This window comes from Ornithinibacillus gellani, from assembly GCF_003730295.1.
Taxonomy (GTDB): Bacteria; Bacillota; Bacilli; order Bacillales; family Amphibacillaceae; genus Ornithinibacillus_A; species Ornithinibacillus_A gellani.
Window position 1 is genome coordinate 413225 of the sequence record NZ_QTSZ01000029.1, and the last position, 21347, is coordinate 434571.

Genomic DNA, 21347 nt, shown 5'->3' on the forward strand with positions numbered 1-21347 from the left:
TTTATGGAAACATATGAACTAAAAGTGGCAGGCGTGACAAGACAACTGCCTATCATCGCAATTAATGAACAAGTAAAAATCGCAAGTTTCGTTGTTTTAGGCGACACAGCACTTGTTACAGCTGCCGCACCTAAACTAGCAGAGCTGCTGCCAGAAGTGGACATGCTTGTTACAGCAGAAGCAAAAGGAATCCCTTTTGTACATGAGGTATCAAAAATTCTCCAAAACGATCGTTATGTCGTCGCAAGAAAAAGCGTTAAAAGCTATATGGAGAATCCTATCGTGCACAAGGTACACTCCATTACAACTGCAACACCACAAATTTTATGCTTGGATCAGTCGGATATTCCTTTGATTGAAGGTAAAAGAGTAGCATTGGTTGATGACGTTATCAGCACAGGCGAATCCATCCACGCATTGGAAGAATTAGTTGTAAAAGCCGGCGGGAACGTCGTAGCAAAAGCGGCAATTCTAGCAGAAGGTGACGCTGCAGAACGTGATGACATCATCTTTTTAGAAAAATTACCAATCTTTATAAAGTAAAACTTCAATCAGTGGGAATCTTCGTACTTCCCCCCACTGATTGTTAGTTGAACCAATCAGGCCATTACTGGCTGTTGGCCCCCCACTTACAATTCTTGTTATCAACAACAATTCTTGATGCGGGGGGCTTGCAGCCAGTTAATCTGTGATAAAGTGAAACTTCAATCAGTGGGGGTTTTTGCTCTTCCCCACTGATTGTTAGTTGAACCAATCAGGCCTTTACTGGCTGTTGACCCCCACTTACAATTCTTGTTATCAACAACAATTCTTGATGTGGGGGGCTTACAGCCAGTTAATCTGTGATAAATGAGTAATAAGCAAAAATACACAGCGCGCAGCTTGAATCCATCGAGCCCGCGCTTTTTTTTTATCGTTCAAGCTCTTTCGTTTAATTTTTCATTGTGATCAGTGGATTTTTTGACAGTTCGGGCTCTTTCGTTTAATTTTCAATAGTTATCTGGGGATTTTTTGACGGTTCGAGCTCTTTCGTTTAATTTTCCATTGTTATCGGTGGATTTTTTGACAGTTTACCTTTTGCCAAGATTTCCTTTAATTCCTGAAACTGATTTTTCACTCGCGAGGACGTCGAGGCGAATTTCCTACTCATCTCATCAAATTTTTGCACTCGCGAGACCGGCGAAGCGAATTTCTAGACCACCACAACCCATTTTTCCACTCGCGAGACCGGCGAGGCGAATTTTCACCCTTCTCAACCCATTTTTTAAACTCGCGGCGTTCCCGAAGCGAATTTCTAGACCACCACAATCCATTTTTTCACTCGCGAGGACGACGAGGCGAATTTTCAGCCCACTCCACTAGATTTTTTCACTCACAAAGACGACGAGGCGAGTTTCCAGTCCATCCCAACCCATTTTTCCACTCACCAGGACGGCGAGGCGAATTTTCAGCCCACTCGACTAGATTTTTTCACTCGCGTGGCCAGCCGAGACGTATTTCTAGCCCACCCCAGCCAATTTTTCGCATAAATGTCCCCTAAATTTTTTTGATTTCCTACAATCGCATATCCTGCTTCGGGTACATCAGCTTTAAGTAAAATGCTTTTGCCAAATCATTCTTGCGTCATGTTATAATGGCTGTAACAATAGACTAGCTTCGCATGAGGGGTGGCGCACCGTTAACCTTTTTTGGCCTTGTCCAAGAAAGGGGGTGTTGCCTATGGACATTGCGAGTGTATTGACGCTGATGATATCCTTTGGGATGCTCATTGCGTTTATTATGTCCGACCATAAAAAATAACCCCTCTTATGCTTGCCGGCGTAAGGGGTTATTTTGATCCCGCGCTGCCCCTCTTGTTGGGGTACAGTCTATTGTAGCGTAGACGTTTAGGCGTCTACGCTTTTATTGTATGATCTTCTATTTATAGTATACCAAATTCCCTTAAAAAGTAAACGATGCTACTCCTCGCGCCAGAACTTCGTAAAATCCGCTTTGTCTTCTATGTTAAAGTCAATCATTTTTTTCAATAGATCATAGTGGACTGGCTTATTCCAGCGGATACGAAATAATCCATCTGTGTATGTATATCCCACCGCGTCTAAATCATCCGTAAATTGGGCAATACCTGCTGCCTCAGGAGAAATACTAATATGATGCTTGGCTACAGAAAAACCAATGATAAACGTGCCATGGTCCGCGAACATCGGCTTGTCCCACTTCATTAGTGGTTCCAGATTAGGATATGTATCAATTACCCATTCCAAAACATCCCGCATACGACTACGATATTCAGGATTAATAATACTAAATAAATAACTTTCAAATGTCTCCATCTCATTGCGCCCCTTCCAATCAATTATCTCTTTTTATTTTGCAAACTCCCAAGCCTACAAGGAATGAAACTACCTTATCCAGCAAACGTTGAATGTATCCTATCTTTCAGATGATGAGTCAGCAGAACGATGACAATAAATAAAGTAATCTTAGCCAACAGAGATAAGGCTGTCGAAAATAATATTGCTCCACCTATGACAAAAAACTCCAGAAATAAACTAGCCAAATAGAGCATTTTTCGAGGATTCATCGTAGCGCCCCTTCACCGATTTACAACCAACATCAAGATGATCGCATTCACAAGTAAGCACTTACATTCATTATACAACGATTGAAGCTGGATTTCCTTAAAAAACACCGCATGACAGATGCCAAATATCATACTAGCAGACCAATTAATCTGGTTGTCTGCCTGTCCGAATCCAGGGGATAATTCTTCGAAAGAAATAATCCTCACTGCGGGAGAAGCGCTCCATCTCTCTTAATTCTTTGCGAATGATTTGTTTTATAAAAATCAGAATCACTACGCCAATCAAAAGCAGTCCACCCTTTGGAGATACATAAGCTTGCGGGAAAATCATGGGCATTACAAGCGGATATACAAAAACGATTGATAAACTAGTCGTAATAAAAACCAGTCCCTTATAAACCCAAACATGTACGCGAAGAAAAAGAAACAAGATACTGCTTCCCACATAGCTGAGATAATATAATATTCCAAACGTCACCGAAAACTTAACCACCGACAGTTCATCCGTCAATGCGCTAACCGGTTCACCAGCATATAGAAAATGATGTTCAGACAGGAAAAAGTAATCGATCGTAATCACAATCATTCCGAGAAAGGAATACGCAAAAATAATGAAAGCCGTCATCACAATCACAAATAAGACGATAAATAGCTTGATACACAAGCTAAATAGCTTATCAAAAAGCGGAAACCGCCGTCTCATGACAGCAATTAGGGTTACAATAGCGATGAAACCAAGGAACCCACAGATTGTTAATAGCACTTCAGACATACCATCTTCCCCTTACGAAAATCCATCAAGCATGTGTTAACGGCGTTTTTCCAAGATAAACCTGCATAAAAAATATAGGATAAGAAAATTAAACAAGAATCCAACATTCATTGACCAACCAGATAAACCACCAGACAATAGATTTGGAATAAGAAATGGACTCCCATGCTCCACATATAACGTCAAAAAATGAAATGGAAAACCATAGGAATAGGCTGCTTTAGATTCATACAGCTGTGTTGGCCCTACATTAGGAAGAATGACAAGCATCAATAGGCTGAATAAGAGCGTTGTCCATAAAACTTTTTTATCAAACACTTTTCCCCAGCCTTTATAACGATAAAGCGCAATGCCAAACATACCAGCAACAAATACCAAAGCCCAGTCATATTTGTCTGGATTCACATCGGCATGTATCAAAACCAGGTATAACATGCCAGCGATCAAGGTGAAAAATAGAAAAACAATCGCTGTAAATCTTAAAGATTCCAATACTACTCGCATTTCCGCACCCCTTTTCACATGTAATGAAAGTTACTCGTAAAACTTCATATGCTGCTTTTCTTGTTTATAGAATTCTAATCTATCCTGAAGTGTTCCGGTGTGAAATTCAAATTTATGGCCGTCTGGATCAGTAAAATATATGGATTTCTTATCCCGTTCATGGCGAGGGCGTCCGGTTAATATATGGACACCCAGCCGTTTTAGTTTTTCATAGACGTGATCAAATGTTGCTCCCTCAATCGTAAAGGCAATATGTGTATAAGATTGATGAATTTCATTGCGTGGAATATTTTTCTCCAAGTTAAGAGCCAGCCACATACCGTTCAAATCAAAATAAGCTGTGCTCTTCCCCCTTACAAGCAGCTTTGCCCCAAAAACATCCTGATAAAATGGAATGGATTTGTCCAAATCCGAAACAGAAAACAAAAAATGATTCAAACCTTTGATCATCAAATGATTCACCTCAAGGATATTTAACTGAAAAGTCAATCTAATCAATCTTAAGCGTAACATATATAGCGGAAAATCGAAACCGTATTTTTCTAATAGAAAAGCCGCTCCACCTGAAACGAAACGGCTCACTCCAAATATAAAACAATAACCATTACCGATTGTTCAAAAACCCTAACAACTGTTCTTGAACAGCGGAAGCTTCTTTACCAAGCCAGATTAGGTGTCCCCAGGAATCAAGGACGCAAAGCCTTGACTCCCGAATGAGCTGATGTGCCTCATCGGCATGTTCGAATGGCACTGCTCCATCGTATTTGCTATGCATAATCAATGTTGGGACACTAATATTCATAACATCTTTGGATTTGATATCCTTTGTTTGTGATAAATCGATTAAAAAGCCGGCACCGGATCGCTGACGGTGATTCATTTTACGTACGTCATCTATGTCCGTCTCTCCTAGCAGCGGTTTTATTTGCTTGAAGGTGAGGCTGCTAAATGATGATACCATCAGCCGAAACGTCCATGCTGGAAAAAGATTGCTCATGCCTGCCATCAGCTTCCAAGTGTATTTTTCTGTATAGGGATGAAATATTACCCGGGCAATGCGGTAAATATTGTCTTGTGGCATGTGCCACACTTTCGTAACAGCGCTTTGCAATGTCAATGTGTTTACATGCTCTGGATAATGAGATGCGAAATAAAGTCCACTTGGTCCTCCTGCTGAAATTGCAAGAATATGCACCTTTTTTAGCCGTAAATGTTTTATCAATTGCACATAAGCACGGCATGCTTTAGCCAAGCTGTCGCCAATTGCTGCAGATGTTTCTCCATAGCCTGGCCGTGATGGGGTGATCAGCATAAAACCATTTTGTATAAGTGGAACATACCCAAATGTTTCGTAGCAATTGGAATGGCCTCCGTGCAGCACTAGAATTGGCTGTCCTTTCCCCGCAATCGTATATTCTAACTCATCCCCCTCAAAAGAAAAACTGCCTTTAATTCCATGCATCATCATCTTCCCCATTCCAGCTCGCAAGCTTTTCTATGAACCGTTGTATACTATCCTCGCTGTGCCAGCATTAAATCAAAAATTTTTCGCGCTGTATTGACGTTTCTAATCGTAACTTGTTTATATATTTTCGTTCCGATGATTTTTGACATACCGCTTTTTGTCACCTGTTTTTTGCTTACCGACCATAAAATGGCACCTGGTACATATTGCACCTTATCAATTCCAGGTTGGATGATCAGCTCGTCTAAGATTGTTGCGTCATTGATTTCATCCCACAGAAACATGACATCACTTTTCATTTCCTGATCATTTTTCCATGAATCTGGAATAGCAGTAATGATATGTTCTATTTCTTCCATGCTTCGAACAACCACTTTGATAGCTAATCCGAAATCACGGTGAATGGCAGCCTCCAACTGTTGCGTTAATTCCTTTTTCGATTGTTCTCCACAAGAAAAAATAATATTTCCTGTATTGATGTACGTCACAACATCATCCATACCAGCGTTTTCAAAGGTTTGTATAAGCGATTTCATGGCAATCTTATTTTTACCGCCTACGTTTATTCCACGTAACAGTGCAACATATAACATGACCATCCCTCCACTCTATTGCATTCATTATAGCCTTATATCCCAGCAGGATTCCATCATGATTTACAAAACCTTCCTCTCCCTCCAGAAAAATCCCCTAGATGAATATGCTATACTTGATAAAAAACAGATAACGGGTGATTGTTAATGTCTCAAAAAAGGCTATCTGATCATGTCGTAGATGACATTATGTCTATGATTGCGATTGAAAAAAGATTTCAACCTGGTGATAAGCTGCCAAATGAAAATGAATTTTCCGAAGAACTGCAAATAAGTCGGACCACACTACGTGAAGCCATTCGGATTCTGGTAACGAATGGCATTGTAGAAATTCGTCGAGGCAAGGGCACTTATGTAAAAGCAGATGTGGATGTAGACAATATCGAATCGCTCGGTTTTTTGGCAGAGGCCAAAATCAATGCGAAAGATTTATATGAAATGCGATTGATTTTTGAACCGGAAGCTGCCTATTATGCAACCATCCGAGCGAGCGAAACAGAGCTGAAACGAATTCTCGATTATGGCTTACAAATTGAACACAAAATCGCCCGCAACGAGGATCGGACAACTGTCGAACAGCAATTCCATCAATCCATTGTCAGGGCAACCCACAATGCATTCATGGAAAAATTAATGCCTGTTCTCTACCAGGCCATCGATAAAGGCGTAATTTTATCCGAGCAAAAAGAATTAGCCATCAAAGATACCATTAATGACCATAAATTGATTATGAATTTCATGAAAAACCGTGATCCAGAAGGCGCGAGAAGTGCAATGAAAATTCATATTTTGCACGCCATGCACGAATTGGGAATCGAATAATCCATTGTTTTAGGCATCTCAAGATTGAAGATGCTTATTTTATTTCCAATGACATCATACAACCCTATTGACAGCAGACAACATGCGTTTTAATATAGATAAAATAGAAAAAACATAAGGGTGTGTTCAGATGAGAAGAAGTGACACAATTAAAATTGGGATTGACCGTGCTCCCCACCGTAGTCTTTTATATGCTACTGGGAAGGTAAAAGCAAAGGATTTAGAAAAACCATTTATTGGCGTTTGTAATTCATACATTGATATTATTCCCGGCCATGTTCATTTACGTGAATTTGCAGATGTCGTCAAAGAAGCAATCATTGAAGCTGGTGGGATTCCGTTTGAATTTAACACAATTGGTGTGGATGATGGGATTGCCATGGGACATATCGGTATGCGCTATTCCTTACCAAGCCGCGAATTAATCGCCGACAGTGCAGAAACCGTCATTAATGCCCACTGGTTTGACGGTGTGTTTTACATTCCAAACTGTGACAAAATTACGCCTGGCATGCTGATGGCAGCTGCTAGAACGAATGTCCCTTCTGTATTTGTATCTGGTGGACCAATGGAAGCCGGTATTAGTGCGAGCGGAAAACAAATTTCCCTCACCTCTGTTTTCGAGGGTGTCGGAGCATATAAATCCGGCAACATGTCCGCATCAGAACTGACTGATATTGAAAACAATGCCTGTCCAACCTGTGGCTCTTGCTCTGGTATGTTCACAGCAAATTCCATGAACTGCCTTATGGAAATGCTAGGTGTAGCATTGCCAGGTAACGGATCCATCGTTGCAACGAGCGAAAAACGGAAGGAATTAATCAAAGAAGCTGCCAAACATCTCGTTCGCATGATTGAAGAAGATGTAAAACCACGTGACATCATTACAAAAGATGCCATTGACGATGCATTTGCCCTTGATATGGCCATGGGTGGCTCGACAAACACAGTTCTACATACGTTGGCCATCGCAAATGAAGCTGGTATCGATTATAATCTAGCGGATATTAACAAGGTTGCAGCCCGTGTTCCCTATCTTGCAAAAATCATGCCTGCTTCCGACATCTCGATGGACGATATTAACAAAGCTGGTGGTGTCACAGCAATTATCAATGAGCTGACCAAAATTCCAAATGCCATTCATCCGGAACGATTAACCATTACCGGACAAACGATGGGTGAACTGGTCAGCGGACATGAAATTACGAATGAGCAGGTCATTCGTACGAAAGATAATCCATACAGCCCGGTTGGCGGCCTCTCCATTTTATATGGAAACATTGCCCCAGAAGGCGCTGTTATTAAGGTAGGAGCGGTCGATCCAACCATTAAAGTGTTCGAAGGAGAAGCTGTCGTTTTCGAATCACAAGAAGAAGCCCAAGCTGCCATCGACAATGGCGCTGTAAAAGCAGGTCATGTCGTCGTTATTCGATATGAAGGACCAAAAGGCGGACCAGGCATGCCAGAAATGCTCGCCCCCACCTCCGCCATTATGGGACGTGGCCTGGGAAGCACAGTAGCATTACTAACAGACGGACGTTTTTCCGGCGCTTCACGCGGCATCTCCATCGGACATATCTCACCCGAAGCTGCAGAAGGCGGTCCAATCGCTTTAATCGAAAATGGTGACATCATCGTCATCGACCTGCCAAATAGAACACTAAACGTCAACGTATCCGATGAAGTATTGAATGAAAGAAGAAAATCATTGCAGCCATTTGAACCAAAAATCAAACACGGCTGGCTAGGCCGATACTCCAAACTCGTCACAAACGCCTCCAAAGGCGGAGTCATGAGCATCTAATTTAATAAAAAACGTATCAACAGCCGTTTGAAATCCAAACGGCTGTTGTTATGCTGTTGGAATCGGCGAGCCGATTCCATCCTGATTAAATAAGGGCAGGTGGACGCGCAACCTTGCGGCGGTGGCGCGCGAGTTGGGATGGTTGGCGCTCGACTTTGCATCGGTGGCGCGCGAGTTGGGGTGGTTGGCGCTCGACTTTGCGGCAGTGGCGCGCGAGTTGGGATGGTTGGCGCTCGACTTTGCGGCAGTGGCGCGCGAGTTGGGCTGGTTGGTGCTCGACTTTGCGGCGGTGATGCTCGAGTTGGGCTGGTTGGCGCTCGACTTTGCGGCGGTGATGCTCGAGTTGGGCTGGTTGGCGCTCGACTTTGCGACAGTGGCGCTCGAGTTGGGCTGGTCGGCGCGCAACATTACATAACATGCGAAATCAAGGACTTCATATTATGTTGAAATTGGCAGCTGCCAATTTCATCCCTATCCAATTGATTAGAACATCTTTCATTAAAACCCAATTCACCACTTCCGCCCCATCGAAAAATAAATACAGGTTATTCGTACCAGACCAAGATGAAATTTAAGACAAATAGACTATTACTTTATCTTCATTTTAAGAAAAAACGACATCATTCGATACATTTCAACAAAAATCTATTATACTAACAGTAAATTGACAGATAAATTTCATATCGTTCATATGTGACTGATTAGATCAGGCATAATGAGAAAGTGCAATCGAAGGATGATTTTCCTGTGCATTTTTTTGTTATGCTTTTTATTTTTATACGGCTATCTCCCACATTAACTTTGGTTAATTCAACTATTTAAGGAGGTGATGAAGACAAGCAAATTCATTTTTATCTTGAATTGAATTTACAAATTTAGAATCAAGAGAGGAGCAAGTATATTGAAGAAGCAACGATTCATTTATTTACCTATTATCACCGTTTTACTTGTCAGCCTTGTATCTAATCCGCTCGTTTCCTCAGCAAATGCTGAAAGTAGCAAAAGCTCTGAAACGGATAAATATGAAATTTATCCGCTCCCCCATCATTTGGAATATGGGGATGGTGAACTTTCACTAAAACAGGATTTCCAAGTGATTTATGATGAAACAATTGATGAAGTAACAAAGGATAAAGTTTCCCGTATATTTGAAAATAATAATTTGCCGGAACCTGAAGTAGCCGATGAACCATCTACTGATAAAATTAATATTTTTGTTGGTACAGAAGGTTCAAATGGAAATGCTAGTCAACAGGTTGAACTTGACGAGGATATGGATTTCAGTAAAATCGATGCTTACCAGCTTAAAATTGACAGCGATTCCATTTCTGTCATTGGAAAAGATACAGATGCTGCTTTTTACGGACTGGTTTCATTGGAAGGCATTCTGAATCAGAGCGATGATACGATCAAAAATTTGACGATCAAAGATTATGCGAATACAAAAATTCGTGGTTTCATCGAAGGATTTTACGGTATTCCTTGGAGTAATGATGACCGAAAATCCTTGATGAAATTCGGTGGACAATTTAAGACAACCTCTTATATTTTCGCACCGAAAGATGATCCGTACCATAGAGAAAAATGGGAAGAACCATATCCAGCTGAAGAATTAGAAGAAATCAGTGATATGGCAAGAGTCGGTAGTGAAAACAAAACACATTTCGTCTGGACGATTTCGCCACTAGGTGAGGTTGCGGCACTCGCTCAAAGAGAAGGTGACGAGGCTGCAATGGAATTATTGGAAGAAAACACTGAAAAAATGCTTCATAAATTTGACCAACTATATGATGCAGGTGTGAGACAGTTTGGAGTGCTTGGTGATGATGTTGGTGCCCTCCCGCTCGACTATGTTGTTGGGTTAATGGATGCAGTTTCCGAATGGGCCGAGGAAAAAGGAGACGTCAGAGACACACTTTACACTCCTGCCGCTTACAATTCCGGCTGGGCTTGGGATGGCGGTAAAGAGCTAAATAAACTCGAAAAACATTTTGCAGACAATATTCATATTCTCTGGACTGGGGAAACAACAGTCGCTCCAGTTGAGCAATATACTATTGATCGTTTTAAACATCGTGACAATAACGGTGTCGAACGTCGTGACCCACTTTTCTGGCTAAACTGGCCAGTGAATGATGTAGATATGACACGCGTATTCCTTGGAAAAGGGGATATGCTGGAACCAGGTATCGAAAACCTTGCCGGTGTAGTTACCAATCCGATGCAGGAAGCAGAGGCCTCTAAAGTATCTATCTTTGCTGTCGCTGACTACACGTGGAATACAGAGGATTTTGCTGCAGAAAAAAGCTGGGAAGATAGCATGAAATATATCGAGCCCGATGCGCCGGAAGCATTTTTCACATTGGCAAAACATATGGCACATGCAGATCCTTCAGTCGGAATGCCAGCTGACGAAAGTGAAGATATCAAAGAATTGCTTGATCAAGTTTTATCCAATCTGGATCAGGAACAATCCATTCAAGAGGTTGGTCCAGCGCTAATGGAAGAACTGCAGAAGATTGCTGATGCAGGCGACGATTTCATGGCAAAGTCAAAAAATGAAAATTTAAAAGAAGAACTAGAGCCATTTGTCAACGCTCTACGTGATATGGTACTTGCAGGCAAGCAATTCATTAAAGCAGATCTCGCCATTGAAAATGGGGAAAAAGCAACTGCTTGGAACGCGATTAATCAAGCAGCTGATTTAAGAAAACAGAGCTTGAATTATAACCGTCCAATGCTGGAGGGTGAAAGTGCTGTAAAAGCTAAGCCTGCTGGAAAGAGATTACAACCTTTCACAGATGAGCTACAGAAAAAAGTAACAGAACACATGAAAAAACTATTAGAAATTGATGTTACTGAATCAACTGCAGAAGTATTTACCAATAATGATGACTATCAAGAACTGTCTATTACTGAAACAATAGATGCTACATCCATCGATGATTCACAGCGAATCAAACTGGACAGAAATGAATATGTCGGTTTAAAGCTTAGCCGAATCAAGGATTTATCCAGCATCGAAGCAACCGTGGCAGACGGAATAAAGCTTGAAACATCCTTAAATGGCATCGAATGGGAACCAGTAGCTGACGCAGAAAATCCAGAGAATGCCAGATATGTTCGTTTGATCAATCACACCAATAAACCAATTCATTTCCAATTGGATACGTTCGAAGTAAAATCGTATGAAGTAAAACCAGTCTCCCTAGTTGAGAAAAACATTGAGCTACATGAATCTGATGCATTAAATCTATTGGACGGGAATTTGGAGTCCCATACGTGGTTTGCAGATTCACAAAAAGAAGGACAATTTATCACGTATGACCTTGGACAAATCATTGACATCGATAGCTTAAAAGTTTATGTCTTAAAAAACGAAAAAGATTTTCCACGTCATGCCGTCATCGAATCCTCCTTAGACGGTAAAGAGTGGCATACCGCCATGACTATTGGAAATCAAGATGGACCAAATGAAGGCGAGGCAGATAATCAGGATGCCGTAGAAGATCTCTTCACGGAAGAAGAAGGCGAATACCGTTCTACAGAGACTACTGATATCAATCAGGAAGCGAAATATCTACGTTTCCGCGTGACAAGAACGAAGCAGGGTGTAGGCAACTGGTTGCGTATGCAAGAGATTCAAATCAATGATGGAGCATATTTCCCAGAGGTTAATGACCCAACCATTACCACAACAGTGGATGTCAGCAAAGGAAATAGCGTAGATAACATTGCTGATGGAAAACTAGATACTAAATTTAAACCAGATCATAACCAAGCTGGTGAAATTTTATACCATGTTGGGGAAGCCGGAAAAGATATTACTGGACTGACCATTTTGGAAGACCCAGCAAATGTTTCCAATAGCAAAATCTCTGTCAGAACCACACAAGGCTGGCAAGAAATCGGAACGGTAGAAGCTGGCTATAACTTCTTTGACTTAGTAGATACAGCGCCAATTCTAGATATAAAAATAGAATGGGAGGAAGGAAATGCCCCTACTATCTACGAGGTAAAAGTCGATCAAGTAGATGACATGGATAATGTCGAATCAACCATTCAAGGTATGAAGCAATTAATTGATCAATATGCAGATGAAGGATTGGTGGATCAGTCTACAGTTCGCTTACTGAAGACTCATTTAACATCCGTTGATCATTTCGTTAAAATCGAATCTTATAACAAAGCGATAAAGCACATGAATGGTATGAAACAATTAATTGAAAAATACCAGAAAGACGGCAACATCGATGAACAAGCAGCAAACGCATTGATACGCCATGCAGACAACCTCATAAACGATTGGAAATAACCAAACAATCCCCTCCCGCCTTAGTGCTGGAGGGGATTGTTATGATTGGTTGGAATCGGTTCGCCGATTACGCCCTTATCCTAAAGGATCTACGCATTAGAGCCGCGCGAGTTGGGGTGGTTGGTGCGCGACTTTCAGCGTTCACTGCTCGACTTCGACCGGTTGGTGCGCCAATTGGGGTGGTTGGTGCGCCAATTGGGGTGGTTGGTGCGCGACTTCCTACGTTCACTGCTCGACTTCACCCGGTTGGCGCGCGACTTTCAGTGTTCATCGCACAAGTTTGCACGAGCTCTAAGGTTCGGGCTTCTTGAATGATGTTGAAATCGGCCCACGCCGATTTCTTCCCTCTTGATGCATGCGACTTCTCCCAATCGGCATGCCACTGCTTCTGCTACAGCCATTCAGACGAAGTCATCGTCTGTGAATGTTTTCGTCATGAAATATTTGGCGTATTGGTTGGCTTTTTGCATGTCTTCTCTTTCCATATAATAATGAAATAGCTTCATGCTGTAGTGCTCCGTTAGGAATTCATGGCCAGAGTCCAAAAAATAGGGATATGCTTTCTTCTCTAAGTATTGTAGGTAACGCTGTTTATTTTCTTGCAATTTATACATATGCAATTGGAATAGATGAACGTGGACCGTGTCTTTAATTTGTCCTGCAATCGTATGGCCTCTCAAGGCCATTGCAATAAGTTCTTGCTGTGATGTGCTTTTTTGAGCAGTTAAGGCATTTAAATATCCTTCTAAGGAGCCAAGATAGCCTGTTGTATTCGGTTCCTTTGTATTTATTGCTTTTTTATATAAGATAACTGCTTCATCATAGTATCCGCGTCTTAATTGATGGTAGCCATAATTATGCAGCAGGAGAGATCGTTGTTTATTTAAACCATAATTATCTACCACTTCTATTAATCTTTTATATTCATCATCCTTTGGGTCGTGGAAATTATCCTGTTCCAGTTGGATGAGCATCAGCATCTCTGTATCAATTAATCTGGAAAAACAGCGCGCATCCTTGAAAAATTGCAAGGCCTTGTTTGCATAATAATAGGATGAAACCCGCGCTTTAATTGAATGATAGGCGACAGCCAAATCATAATTATATTCGGGATTATGATAGACTTTTACATCTATTTCCTTTAATAGAGTGATGGCTTTATAGTAATCATGTTCAAAGTGCAAGCAATAGATACCTTTTATATGCAGTAGCATATTCATCTCATAAGGAGATACATTTGTCCATTTATCCATTTTAAGAATCAATGAGCGTGCGAAGTCCCCTTCCCTAGCTAATAAATAATATCTTGTAAGAATCAGCATATAAGAACGATAGAATTCCTCTAAATATAAAAGCGGTATTGCTTCCAATTCCTTTTTGATTTGTTCTGCTTTAACGGTAAAATTTAGAATAATGGAATCATACCACTCTTTTAATAGCAATTCGATCTAAGCATAAATTTTTAATTGCTCGTGCATATCAATTCCGAGTCGTTCGGATATAAGCTCGACCGTTTCGCCTGACGCCTCCGTCTGTCCCCTCTCTATTTTACTAATATGGGTCGTTGAGCATACACCTTCTACCAGGTCCTTTTGTCTCAATTGCTGGAGTTCCCGATAAAATTTAATAATTTTCCCTTCCAATATTTTCATTTTGCACCCTCCTATTTAAACAAAACATTAGAAAACCCCAACTCGGATACCATGATTTCGGGACTTTTGTATATAATTACTTCTCAAAATAATCGAACTGTTAGGAAAATTTGAGTTGGAATAGTAGAAAAGCCTCAAAATAAAACCCCCATTGCTTCATAAATGATGCGTCGTTATCCTAAGTTTAAGGGTTGCTAGATTGCTAGTTTAAACATGTAGATGTTGAAAAAAGGCAAATACTTACCAATAATTTTACCATTTCCCATCATTGTCGTCATTATTGTCTAAATGTTGCCTATAGTCCACATTTCATTTCCAATTTGGCGGCCCTTTTTATTTCTTATGGAAGGAGGATTTTTCTAAGACGCAGTTGACCATTTATTGAAAGGAGAAAAACTATGAAGTTTCATGCTAAATTGAAAAAAATAGGTATTGTTTCATTTACACTGTGCTTTATCCTTTTTTCCCTTCTATTAGCTGTATTTATTCAACCACCAGCTTCAAATGCGTTAATGAATTCTACCTCCAAAGATAAACAACAACATACGCCCGGCAAGGCTGAAACAAATAAACATGTCATTACTTTAATTACTGGTGACGTTGTTACAGTAACCGATATAGAAGGCGGCGACAGTGTCGTTACCGTTGAATCACCCAGCGGCACGAATGAAGGTATCCGCATGCATACCGTTGGGGATGATACCTACGTCATTCCAGATGGGGCAATGCCCTATCTTGCATCTGGCCTTTTAGATCGAGAGCTGTTTAATATCACCTCATTAATTGAATTTGAATATGACGATAGCAGCCGGGATACATTGCCATTAATTATTCAATATGAAGAAAAACCTAAAGCAAAAGCATTCTCTGCTACAAAAACTTTTACGGGTGCCAGTCATATAACTGCACTAGAAAGTATTCAAAGTATAGCATTACTGGAAGATAAAGAAGAAGCAGCCACTTTCTGGGATCAAATTACAGCAGCTTCCGACAACAAACAAAAACTGCGTCTTAGCAGCGCAGAAGCTTCCTTTTCCGATGGCATTGAGAAAATTTGGCTGGATGGAAAAGTAGAAGCTACCCTTGCCGAAAGCGTTCCACAAATTGGTGCGCCTGATGCATGGGAATCTGGTTTCGACGGTGAAGGAATCACTGTAGCCGTACTGGATACCGGGATTGATAATGAGCATCCAGATGTTGCCAGCCAATTAAAACAGATGGAGACCTTTGTCCCGAATGACGACGGAATGGATCGGCATGGACATGGTACACATGTCGCGTCCACAGTTCTTGGAAACGGCGCTGCATCAGATGGATTGTACACTGGTGTTGCCCCAGGAGCCGATTTAATCACTGGAAAAGTATTGGACGATACTGGTTTTGGCCAGGAGTCATGGATTATATCTGCGATGGAATGGGCTGCAGACCATGCTGATATTGTAAACATGAGCCTGGGCAGTAATTATCCAACAGATGGAACAGACCCAATGGCACAAGCATTGAATCAAATTAGTGAAGCAAAAGATGTACTATTTGTAGTTGCTGCTGGAAATGCTGGCATGGAGCATAGCATTGGTTCTCCGGGCTCTGCTGATGCGGCATTGACAGTTGGAAATGTCGATAAATCAGATAATCTGGCACCACTATCCAGTATGGGACCACGAATTGGTGATATGGCAATGAAGCCAGATCTTGTGGCGCCAGGTGAAGAAATTATTGCTGCACGCTCACAGTTCGCTGGGGTTGGTAGTGGAGATTATCTTGGCATGAGCGGAACCTCTATGGCCTCCCCGCATGTAGCAGGCGCAGCAGCCATTTTGAAGCAAAAGCATCCAGAATGGTCAGCGACAGAAATCAAACATGCGATGATGAGTACGACCGAACAATTAGGAGATTATCAGCCACACCAGGTTGGTACGGGAAGATTAGATATTGCAACAACGCTATCCGCTGACATTACAGCGTCCGGTCCACTCTCTTATGGTTTATTTAAATGGCCACATGATGATGCGGAACCTGTTGAAAAAACGGTTACGTACACGAATTACGGAGACCAAGATGTAACGTTGGATTTATCCACAACGTTTACAACAGATAATGGCACCGAAGCACCAGAAAGAATGCTGCAATTATCTGATGCACAAATTACTGTCCCTGCAAATGGAAACACGGAAATTATCGTAACCCTTGACCCGAATTTTGGCGAAACAGGTACACGATATTGGGGGTATTTAAATGCCGACCTGGATGGAACAACAGTTGTTCACACTTCGATTGGCATGGTGAAAGAAGAGGAAAAATATCCTTTAACACTTGAAGCGACGAATCGCGATGGCTCCCCTGGTGTAGCCTATGTGGAAATTATTGGACCAACGTTGCGAGTTCCAGAATATGTGACAGTCATTGGTTCCGCTGAAGTACGACTGCCAAAAGGAAACTACTCGGCTATGTCCATGATGGATGTAGATGTAGGAACCTCCAATGAAGGTGTTGCATTAGTTGGCAATCCAGAAATCACGTTGGATCAGCCTGTAACAGTAGCATTAGATGCGCAACAAGCAAATGAAATTACGGTAGATATTCCTAAAGAGGCAGATACGTCCTATCACCGCTTAGAATATTTTCGTCAACTAGATGGCGCAAGCATTAACAGCCTTTATATGGTACCACATTTAGAAAAAACATATGCAGTACCAACAAATGCAGTTGAAAAAGGTGAATTTGAAATGCTGTCACGCTGGCGTCTCATCAAACCAATCTTGTCAATTAGCAAGAATGAGCAAGCATTACGAATTACACCGCTTCCTGGCATGAAGACATTTAATGGAAAACAGACCTTGGAAGCAGTCTATGCTGAAAATGGTGCTGCAGATGCCTATCAGGATTTAGATGTAACAGACAAAGCAGTTGTTGTAAAACGTAATCCGGATATGACAGCCGATGAACAGGCAAATGTAGCCTTGGATGCTGGTGCAAAATTGCTCCTCATTGCCAATAACAGTCCAGGACATTTTAATGAACTGGTAGGGAGTGATGATGCGCTTATCCCACTTGCTGTCGCATCCATCAATGGACAAGAAGGAGATGCATTAATTGCACAAATCGAACAAGGTGGCGTCACACTGGATGTGGAAGGAACACAGGATTCACCATATGTCTATGATCTTGTAGATGCACATGTTTCCGGGATTCCGGCAGATTTGAATTATGCACCTGACCCGGAGGATTTGGTGAAAATTGATAGCACCTATATTGCAGATGAACAAGCAATTGGAACAGAATTCAGATATGACCGCCGTCGTCATTCGGTCCGCGCTTGGGGATTCCAAGAACCAATTTCCTTGCCAATGGTAAGAGAGGAATGGGTGTCTGCGACAGAAGGATCCACGTGGTATCAGCAAGCTGAAATGCCAGACGGTACGAACCCATACACTGCTGAGAACTCTTGGGAGATTCGCGGAATTGAAGTAAATTATAATCCTGGCGAACGGTTACAGGAAAACTGGTTCTCCCCTGTCATCCAGCCAAGATTTGGACTCGGATTCTGGACACCATTCCAGGATAATTATGGTGGATTTCAGTTTAACGTACCTGCACAAGCGGATGCTGGAGAACAACACACCGGTTGGATGTCTGATTGGAATAAGCAATCCGCATTACAAAACCTTAAACTTTATCAAGATCATTCACTCTTAGGTGAAGCAAAAGGACAAATGCTCATAACGTGGGATGAACTACCAGATGAAAACCTTGAATATCGTCTAGTAAGTGAAACAACAAATGGTGAACATTGGAATACATCTACACAGACCCGTACAGAGTGGACATTTTGGTCAGAAGGTGGAGTTTCCCGTAATGTCGATCTTCCACTACTTTCACTAAACTATAAAACTGATATGAATAGCGCAGGTCACTTAATTGCTGGTCGCACGGCAGAATTAACACTAGATGTGACGAAAATTCCTGGTGTAGGCGGCTATGGAAATATCGATGAAACGACACTTCAAGCTTCTTATGATCAAGGTAAAACCTGGGAAGAGATAGCCTTAACCAAAGATGGACAAAATGCAATTGCACAATTGGATGTACCTAAAAATGCTGTATCCATCTCATTAAAAGCAAATGCTTCTGATGATGCAGGCAATAAGATTACACAAGAAATCATCGATGCATACAACGTAACACTTAGTGGTGCCGCAGAAATGCAGGCAATGCTAAATGTATTTAAAGAAGATGGAAATGTGAGCCCAGCTGCAGCTCGTGCTCTGGAGATGCACTTAACTACACTCAAACGATTTGAAGAAACTGAATCCGCTGACAAGGTAGTCAAGCACATTGATGGATTGCAGCAATTATTGGAACACCATGTAAATCAAGAAACCATATCCGGCAAAGCGTATAACCTATTTAACGCTGATGCGGAATATGTAAGGAAAGCATGGGAATAAGTGAATAACAATTTATAAGTTGCTCCCTGTGGCAAAATTAACACAAGTCACAGGGAAGCAGTTTAAATCTAGAACAGCAACGTATAGAGATAATTTTATCAAAAATAATGTCGTCTGGATAAATATGAGGAGGAATATAGCGTGAGAATGAGAAAGAAGCTAGGTATGGGAATTATGTCAGCAACACTAGGACTATCATTAATTGCGGGAGGAACATATGCATATTTTAGTGACAGCGAAGTGAGCAACAATACATTCGCTGCCGGAACACTAGATTTAGCGATTGAGCCAACGGAAATCATTAACGTTGAAAACTTAAAACCAGGTGACTGGATGGTTAGAACCTTTGAACTGCAAAACAACGGTACCCTGGACATCGAAAAAGTATTTCTTGAAACAGACTATACAATCATCGATGCAAACGGCGACAACACAGAAGATTTCGGCGAACATATCCAAGTAGAATTTCTATACAACGCCGACAAATTAGATGAGGTCATTTACGAAACAACATTAGCCGAATTAAAAACCATGACACCTGAAGCAATCAATGAACATATATTTGATCCACAATTTGAAAAAGGACTACCAGTAGATACAATCGATGACTTCTCCGTCAAATTCAACTTTGTAGACAACGGAGAAGACCAAAATCAATTCCAAGGCGACTCCCTCAGACTTGCCTGGACATTCAAAGCAGTCCAAGGAATCGGTGAAGAAAAATAACGTCAAACTTCAATCAGTGGGGAATTTCACACTTTCCCCACTGATTTTTAGTTGAACGAATCAGGCCTTTACCGGCTGTTAATCTGTGATAAACCTATCCAGTAACGGATTTCCATTCCAGACAAACAAATATAAACCTAGAATGGAGGAATCGGCGAGCCGATTCCTTCTTTATTTACAAATGCACTTCCTTTTGTATGAGGTAGAGCCGTGGGTTTGAGTGGCTTGCGCTCGAGTTGGGATGAGTGGTGCCCGCGTTTAGGTGGTTGGCGCGCGAGTTGGGGTGATTGGTGCGCGAGTTTGGGTGGCTGGCGCTCTAGTTGGGATGATTGGTGCGCGAGTTTGGGTGGTTGGTGCTCGAGTTGGGATGATTGGTGCCCGAGTTTGGGTGGTTGGTGCGCGAGTTTGGGTGGTTGGCGCTCGAGTTGGGATGGTTGGCGCGCGAGTTTGGGTGGTTGGTGCTCGACTTTTGCCGTTCGATGCTCGACTTTCAGCGCTTGCCGCGCGAGCTTGCAGAGTTATTAAAATTGAACTTCTTAAATGATATTGAAATCGGCCCACGCCGATTTCTTCCCTCTTGATGCATGCGACTTCCGGTCAATGATATGCGAATTTTGGCCAAACCTATGCGAGAATAATGCCAAGGTATGCGAGTTCCACCCAAACCCATGCGACTTTGGACGAAAGGTATGCGAGTTTGGGGCCAAGGCATGCGACTTCCACCTAAACCCATGCGAGTTTGGGGCCAAGACATGCGACTTTCTGGCCAAATCTAGTGAACTGATTGTCTAAATAAAATGTAGTTGGAATCGGCTCACCGATTCCTTCCTTCCACATCAAAAAGGGGCTTGATTCACAAGCCCCTCCCCTTTTTCTATAAAAATTAAATATCAGTTCATTGTACTTTGATTCGTTTTATCATTTCAATAACTTCTTCATCGTTACCTGGATTAATGTATACAGATTGCGTTTTATCAATAATGTCTTTATAGAACTTTTTCCCCGCGGGATAATGACCGTCCCAGCGTAGTGGCACATTGTAAATATTAATGGTGCCATCACCGTTCCCACTGTATGTTATAGAGCCATCAATCAATCGATCTCCTGCCAATTGAATGACTTCTTCCGGATAGGTCGCACTTGTTTCGTCGTCCGGATTGAGTGGTGTGCCTGCTGGAATGTGTCTAGCATACAATCCATCTGTATCTTTATTTTCTCCAAGTTGCAGCCAAACGCGTGCATATTCGATTTGCTTGGCACCGTATTCAGACAATGGCTTTGTTGCTTCTGAATCATTGGTCTTTTCCTCTTCCAATACCACATCTTTTTCTGTTTCTTTTTTCTCTGATTTGGACTGGGCTTCTGATTCTTGTTTGCCATTTGTTTCGCTATCTGGCGCGGAATCCTTCGCGCTGGCAGTTCTTGAACGGTCTGCGGAAATAGTACGATCCTCTTTCACGGAAACATCATCTGACTCTTTCTTCTTTTGTCCCGATTTTTCACTGTCGTTTGAATTTCCACAAGCTGACATCATAACCAATAATGCCGCTAACAAAGATAGTACGATAAAACAATTGTGCTTCTTCACGTGTAGAACTCCAATCTTTTATAAACTAAATGCCCCCAGTTAAGTTTAACATAAATTACTGGAAGCTAAAGTGT

19 protein-coding genes are annotated in these 21347 nt (G+C 41.7%); 9 read left to right on the forward strand and 10 right to left on the reverse strand.

Translation table 11 applies throughout. The features are described 5' to 3' along the window. Nucleotides 1-3 precede the first annotated feature (3 nt). Entirely contained in the window at nt 4-543 is a 540-nt protein-coding gene (locus DX933_RS09965) for a phosphoribosyltransferase family protein (RefSeq protein ID WP_123316279.1), read from the forward strand. 1415 nt (nt 544-1958) lie between these two features. Here DX933_RS09965 and DX933_RS09970 read toward each other — a convergent pair. The 7 genes from DX933_RS09970 to DX933_RS09995 form a co-directional block, all read right to left on the reverse strand. Beyond that, nucleotides 1959-2333, reverse strand: coding sequence for an iron chaperone (locus DX933_RS09970; RefSeq protein WP_123316280.1), 375 nt, complete (start codon nt 2331-2333; stop codon nt 1959-1961). A gap of 74 nt (nt 2334-2407) precedes the next feature. Then, nucleotides 2408-2584 carry a hypothetical protein gene (locus DX933_RS18460; protein ID WP_190279483.1) on the reverse strand — a complete coding sequence of 59 codons (177 nt, stop codon included), beginning with the start codon at nt 2582-2584 and terminating at the stop codon, nt 2408-2410. 145 nt (nt 2585-2729) lie between these two features. Continuing rightward, entirely contained in the window at nt 2730-3356 is a 627-nt protein-coding gene (locus DX933_RS09975; RefSeq protein WP_123316281.1) for a hypothetical protein, read from the reverse strand. Between the two features lie 36 nt (nt 3357-3392). Continuing rightward, complete coding sequence (locus DX933_RS09980) at nt 3393-3860, reverse strand: hypothetical protein (RefSeq protein ID WP_123316282.1); 468 nt, start codon at nt 3858-3860, stop codon at nt 3393-3395. A gap of 30 nt (nt 3861-3890) precedes the next feature. Continuing rightward, nucleotides 3891-4310, reverse strand: a complete 420-nt coding sequence (gene fosM, locus DX933_RS09985) for a FosM family fosfomycin resistance protein (RefSeq protein WP_397316318.1) — start codon at nt 4308-4310, stop codon at nt 3891-3893. Nucleotides 4311-4464: 154 nt separating this feature from the next. After that, complete coding sequence (locus DX933_RS09990; RefSeq protein ID WP_123316284.1) at nt 4465-5322, reverse strand: alpha/beta fold hydrolase; 858 nt, start codon at nt 5320-5322, stop codon at nt 4465-4467. Between the two features lie 50 nt (nt 5323-5372). Next, nucleotides 5373-5918 (reverse strand): DUF1697 domain-containing protein, encoded by a 546-nt coding sequence (locus DX933_RS09995; RefSeq protein WP_123316285.1) that lies wholly within the window; start codon nt 5916-5918, stop codon nt 5373-5375. A 147-nt stretch (nt 5919-6065) separates the two neighbouring features. On the opposite strand from DX933_RS09995, the gene DX933_RS10000 reads away from it, so the two are divergent. The 5 genes from DX933_RS10000 to DX933_RS10020 all read left to right on the forward strand — a co-directional run bounded on the left by DX933_RS10000 (nt 6066) and on the right by DX933_RS10020 (nt 13170). Continuing rightward, the gene (locus DX933_RS10000) at nt 6066-6740 is read left to right on the forward strand and encodes a FadR/GntR family transcriptional regulator (RefSeq protein ID WP_190279484.1); all 675 of its coding nucleotides are present in this window, start codon (nt 6066-6068) and stop codon (nt 6738-6740) included. Nucleotides 6741-6870: 130 nt separating this feature from the next. Continuing rightward, nucleotides 6871-8544, forward strand: a complete 1674-nt coding sequence (gene ilvD / locus DX933_RS10005) for a dihydroxy-acid dehydratase (RefSeq protein WP_123316287.1) — start codon at nt 6871-6873, stop codon at nt 8542-8544. A 99-nt stretch (nt 8545-8643) separates the two neighbouring features. Then, nucleotides 8644-8991, forward strand: coding sequence for a hypothetical protein (locus tag DX933_RS10010; protein WP_145962273.1), 348 nt, complete (start codon nt 8644-8646; stop codon nt 8989-8991). Between the two features lie 454 nt (nt 8992-9445). Continuing rightward, nucleotides 9446-12859, forward strand: coding sequence for a beta-N-acetylglucosaminidase domain-containing protein (locus DX933_RS10015; RefSeq protein ID WP_123316289.1), 3414 nt, complete (start codon nt 9446-9448; stop codon nt 12857-12859). A 41-nt stretch (nt 12860-12900) separates the two neighbouring features. Next, nucleotides 12901-13170: a hypothetical protein gene (locus tag DX933_RS10020; protein ID WP_123316290.1), complete on the forward strand. Its 270-nt coding sequence runs from the start codon at nt 12901-12903 to the stop codon at nt 13168-13170. A gap of 90 nt (nt 13171-13260) precedes the next feature. Here DX933_RS10020 and DX933_RS10025 read toward each other — a convergent pair whose 3' ends face one another. Both DX933_RS10025 and DX933_RS10030 read right to left on the reverse strand, forming a co-directional pair. Further along, nucleotides 13261-14301 carry a hypothetical protein gene (locus tag DX933_RS10025; RefSeq protein ID WP_123316291.1) on the reverse strand — a complete coding sequence of 347 codons (1041 nt, stop codon included), beginning with the start codon at nt 14299-14301 and terminating at the stop codon, nt 13261-13263. Nucleotides 14302-14307: 6 nt separating this feature from the next. Next, entirely contained in the window at nt 14308-14511 is a 204-nt protein-coding gene (locus DX933_RS10030) for a helix-turn-helix domain-containing protein (protein ID WP_123316292.1), read from the reverse strand. Between the two features lie 398 nt (nt 14512-14909). Between DX933_RS10030 and DX933_RS10035 the strand changes: the two genes are divergently transcribed. The 3 genes from DX933_RS10035 to DX933_RS10045 all read left to right on the forward strand — a co-directional run bounded on the left by DX933_RS10035 (nt 14910) and on the right by DX933_RS10045 (nt 20229). Further along, nucleotides 14910-18959, forward strand: coding sequence for a S8 family peptidase (locus tag DX933_RS10035; RefSeq protein WP_223805937.1), 4050 nt, complete (start codon nt 14910-14912; stop codon nt 18957-18959). Nucleotides 18960-19100: 141 nt separating this feature from the next. Then, nucleotides 19101-19685: a CalY family protein gene (locus DX933_RS10040; RefSeq protein ID WP_123316293.1), complete on the forward strand. Its 585-nt coding sequence runs from the start codon at nt 19101-19103 to the stop codon at nt 19683-19685. Between the two features lie 262 nt (nt 19686-19947). After that, entirely contained in the window at nt 19948-20229 is a 282-nt protein-coding gene (locus tag DX933_RS10045; protein WP_123316294.1) for a hypothetical protein, read from the forward strand. A gap of 351 nt (nt 20230-20580) precedes the next feature. Here the strand turns inward: DX933_RS10045 and DX933_RS10050 are convergent, their stop codons facing one another. After that, nucleotides 20581-21273: a hypothetical protein gene (locus tag DX933_RS10050; RefSeq protein WP_223805938.1), complete on the reverse strand. Its 693-nt coding sequence runs from the start codon at nt 21271-21273 to the stop codon at nt 20581-20583. Between the last annotated feature and the right edge of the window lie 74 nt (nt 21274-21347).

Coding starts and splice junctions, on each gene's coding strand:
- DX933_RS18460 (WP_190279483.1), bottom strand. CDS start 2,584: ATGAATCCTCGAAAAATGCTCTATTTGGCTAGTTTATTTCTGGAGTTT.
- DX933_RS09990 (WP_123316284.1), bottom strand. CDS start 5,322: ATGCATGGAATTAAAGGCAGTTTTTCTTTTGAGGGGGATGAGTTAGAA.
- DX933_RS09970 (WP_123316280.1), bottom strand. CDS start 2,333: ATGGAGACATTTGAAAGTTATTTATTTAGTATTATTAATCCTGAATAT.
- DX933_RS10030 (WP_123316292.1), bottom strand. CDS start 14,511: ATGAAAATATTGGAAGGGAAAATTATTAAATTTTATCGGGAACTCCAG.
- ilvD (WP_123316287.1), top strand. CDS start 6,871: ATGAGAAGAAGTGACACAATTAAAATTGGGATTGACCGTGCTCCCCAC.
- DX933_RS09975 (WP_123316281.1), bottom strand. CDS start 3,356: ATGTCTGAAGTGCTATTAACAATCTGTGGGTTCCTTGGTTTCATCGCT.
- DX933_RS09965 (WP_123316279.1), top strand. CDS start 4: ATGGAAACATATGAACTAAAAGTGGCAGGCGTGACAAGACAACTGCCT.
- fosM (WP_397316318.1), bottom strand. CDS start 4,310: ATGATCAAAGGTTTGAATCATTTTTTGTTTTCTGTTTCGGATTTGGAC.
- DX933_RS10000 (WP_190279484.1), top strand. CDS start 6,066: ATGTCTCAAAAAAGGCTATCTGATCATGTCGTAGATGACATTATGTCT.
- DX933_RS10020 (WP_123316290.1), top strand. CDS start 12,901: ATGATTGGTTGGAATCGGTTCGCCGATTACGCCCTTATCCTAAAGGAT.
- DX933_RS10035 (WP_223805937.1), top strand. CDS start 14,910: ATGAAGTTTCATGCTAAATTGAAAAAAATAGGTATTGTTTCATTTACA.
- DX933_RS09980 (WP_123316282.1), bottom strand. CDS start 3,860: ATGCGAGTAGTATTGGAATCTTTAAGATTTACAGCGATTGTTTTTCTA.
- DX933_RS09995 (WP_123316285.1), bottom strand. CDS start 5,918: ATGTTATATGTTGCACTGTTACGTGGAATAAACGTAGGCGGTAAAAAT.